General features: G+C 42.1%; 1 protein-coding gene. It reads right to left on the bottom strand.

Translation table 11 applies throughout. The annotated features are described in order from the left end of the window. On the bottom strand, positions 1–3,691 hold a 3,691-nt coding region (locus tag E1171_RS05050), incomplete at both ends, for a glycosyl hydrolase (RefSeq protein ID WP_155204715.1).

The raw sequence follows: 3,691 nt of genomic DNA, 5'->3' as shown, positions 1-3,691 counted from the left end.
TCCCACTCCCTGACGAGCCGGTTTGAAAGTAAGAGTAGGGTTATCCCCACTGCTCAGCTCGTAAAAATAATCTGGACCATTTCCAGAGGTGTTAGCCCCTTCACCAGAACATACTTCTCCACCAGAAACAGGGGCAGTCTGAACGGTTAAAATTGCAAAATCTGATCTTTGGTCAAAGCCATCTACGGCTCTGACCTTAAAGGTATAAATCGTATTTGGAGTTAAACCATCCACCTCAAAGGAAGAACTTGAAATCGTTTGCAAGAATTCGTCCTCTTTAAACACCTCAAAATTTACTTCTAAACTAGGGTGTGTCCAATTGAGTATTAGACTGCTTGAAGTGATATTTGAAGCCAAAAAGTTTTCCGGTATAGCAAGATTCCCCGGATTTCCACCGGTAGGGGTAGTTACCTCCAGACTATTAAAATCCGAAAAGCCGAATTCATTTTCTGCTCTAACCTTCAATTGGTAGGTGGTATTGGCTTGCAGCCCTTCAATGTTAACTGAAGTGGCCGTTGTACCTGTGTACAGGTCATTGTTGATATTCACCTCGTAAGACAACTCATTACCGTTAGAAGAGGACGCTTCCCAATTAAAGGTTAAGCTATTTGCTGTTAAGTTTTGAGTGTTTAAGCCTTGGGGGATGCTTGGCGGTTGATCTCCTGGTAAGTCTGCTGTTTTGGTAAATGTCAAGTTACCCAAATTAAACCCTCCTCCCACAATGTCAAACCTTAGAATTTGTTCCCCTGCATTTAGGGCAATATCAGCAACACTCAACGTTACCCAATTCCCCCAATCACCAGTTGAATTGACAAAAATAGGGTTCGTTTTTATTTCCCCATTTGCAATTAACTGGAAAGGTCCTGCCTGACTATTTGGAGTAGCAACCCGTACATCCATTTGATATATGCCTGCTTCCTGTACATTTATCGTATACTCTAACCATTCGCCATCGTTTATCCATCCGATGGTATTGCCTTCCTGACTACCTTGTACACTTACACGGGTGTCTTCTCTGATGCCATCTGCTTCCCCTGCACGGGCTGTGGTGCTGTGATAAGCTACTCCTTCTCCGCCTTCATCAAAATGCGCGATCTGGATTTGCCCAGGAATTAATTGAGTAACACCATTGTAAGGCTCCTGTGGAGCTCCTTGTCCTACAGTTACCAAAATGGGAGCAGAAGAATTACTTTCTTCTCCGCTAAAGGCTTTAGCCACATAAGTGTAAATTCCATCGTCAACGTTTGCATCTTCATGGAAAAAAGGAGCAGAAAGGGATTCACCAATTTTTAAGTCATTTCTGAAAAATTCCACCTTGCTTATTCCACCTTCCGCAGAGGCTTCCACTTCTATTTGGATGTTTATGGGACTTTCTGGGTATTCCTGTCCATAAATTGGGCTGGTAATTGCCACCTGAATTTGACTATCCCGACTCGTAGCTGTTTTACCTGCAGGTACTTGAAGTATAAAGCCATCGGAGAATCTTACTTCTTTGTCTGAATTGCCGTAATTATGAGCTACATAAGTTTTATTACCATTATTATTAAAAACCGCAGCCAAAGGAGTGTTAGCCGTAACGTTTGTATCTACCTGGCCTAATGCTTTCATATTATGTAACCAATGATAGGTATGGGCCTTAGTTTCGGCATACTCCACCGGATAATCAGGATAACTTTCAAAACGGCTAAGGGCCTCCTCAGGATCAGCAAAAGAAAGGTATTCCCAGAAAATATCATTCCATAAGTCAGGTTCATTACTTCCATGAAGACGTAACATTTCATCATAAGCCTTTTGGACATAATCTGTGTTGTATCCCAGGTATAAGGAGCCTCCATGGATCGGTAGGTAATTGATTCCATAAGCTTCTGGTATATCAAAGGTCCATACCGTGGCTAACTGATAACCTCCTCCAAATATTCTTCCCGCAGCAGAATAGTTGAAATTAGGATCAAAATTTCTCTCTTCCAGGTCCCACCAATATTCTTCAATTGCTGATAGTTCAGTTTCATAGAGGTAAATCCCCAAATCACGTATTTCTTTATTACCTCTTAATTCCCCCCAAAGTATCAAGGCGGTATTGAAATGCATGCTTTCTGAACTTGATTCTTGATCATTTCCTAGAAAATCCCTTGCTCCTCCATTGGCCCAACTATGACCTGCATAAGGATCGAAGTTTCTTAAAAATGGAAACATCGTATCTTCTCGGTTCGGAGTTGCTGCATCTCGAATTAATAGGTCAATCATACCTCCCCATTCATTAGCCCAACCAGGGAAATATTGCTCCACCGCTACGGCTGCCTGAATGAAATAAGCCCAATGGAAATGGTGGTCATTCATAAGAGAAGCCTGGTAGTGACCATCAGGATATCCCAGCATAGTTCCCCATTCTTCATTGTAATAAAAAATCTCCGATATAGGATTTGTGCTAGCATTAAGCCAGGTCTCCAAAACATTTTTCACCTTGGTTATGGCTTGTTCCCGCACTTGGATGTTTCCCATCTGCTCAGCAATTTGGGCGACCTGTACAAACTTGTAAAAGCTTTTTCCCTGATTGTAAGTCTCTGTGATTGGCAAATCATCCCACATGGCCTCCTCCAAATATTGATTTAATTTGGCAGAACTATAGGTATCACTAAATTCCCCCAGATTAGGAAGGGAAGGAAGTACCCCATTAAATTGACTTTGAAGGCTGAAACTGTTGACATCAATCACTTTTAATTCCCCACGCATACTCCCATAGCTATAACTTTTAAAAGCATCATCAGTCCTACCCCATTGATGAGGGAGTAGAGCCTGCAATACTTGATCACTATTTCCATTGCCACTTTCTTTCAATTCCGTTTGAACGCTGTAGGTAGAGGCAACTGTTGCATTGGCTTCATTGTAGTTCCATTCAACAGTTGTATTTGTCGGAAAAGCATAAGCATGCTGTCTAAATTCTTCAAGAATTTCAACTGGATAGGTTTCAGGAGTTTCTTCTGGCACCTCCGGTAAAAGAGCAATTGACCAATAGTTCTTTCCATTCAGATCCGTTGTATATACTGTTCCATTCTTCTGCCAAACTGAACCTTGAGGAGCAAAAGCGGCAAATTTCCGACCATGGGTAAAGAAAACGATCACTTCCTCTCCTGCATCATGGGAGACTTCATTTCCAGCAACAAAATCTACAAAAATGTCCCCTCCATTTACCTTTTCAAAGTAAGAAAAGGGCATCCCATGTCCCATGGTTGCTAATAAATGGTTTTGTCCATCATCCCAGGAAGCAGTGACGGTCCAATCTCCGAAATCATGTAAACGAGCATCGGGGGCATTTAACCCTACAATTCCGGATACGACCATATCCACCCCATAACCTGCCATATGATAACGGTCATTGACTGGGGGATTGACAGGCCTTGCCATTCCTAACCCTTTGTTGCTTGCCTGAAAGGTAACAGGATAAGCCCACATGGGTAAACTGTATGGGTAATCCTGGGTACCTATTTGATTGTTCCATACTAGGGATGACCACCAGTCATTTGTTGGAATAGGCTTACCTTCCAAATTGGAGGTGATCATAGGATGTGCATCTGAATGATTAAAATCAGGCCATGGAAGGTTATTTTGAGGTTTATAGTTAACATGTCCTGTTGGTAAAGTACCTTCTGGAAAGGTTTTCGTATAACTCCCACTTCCTACAGGCACAAGTTGA

Origin of the sequence: Xanthovirga aplysinae, assembly GCF_009711365.1 — a bacterium.
Taxonomy (GTDB): domain Bacteria; phylum Bacteroidota; class Bacteroidia; order Cytophagales; family Cyclobacteriaceae; genus Xanthovirga; species Xanthovirga aplysinae.
The sequence above is the reverse complement of the archived record's forward strand: the minus strand, read 5'-3'. Positions and strand labels throughout refer to the sequence as shown.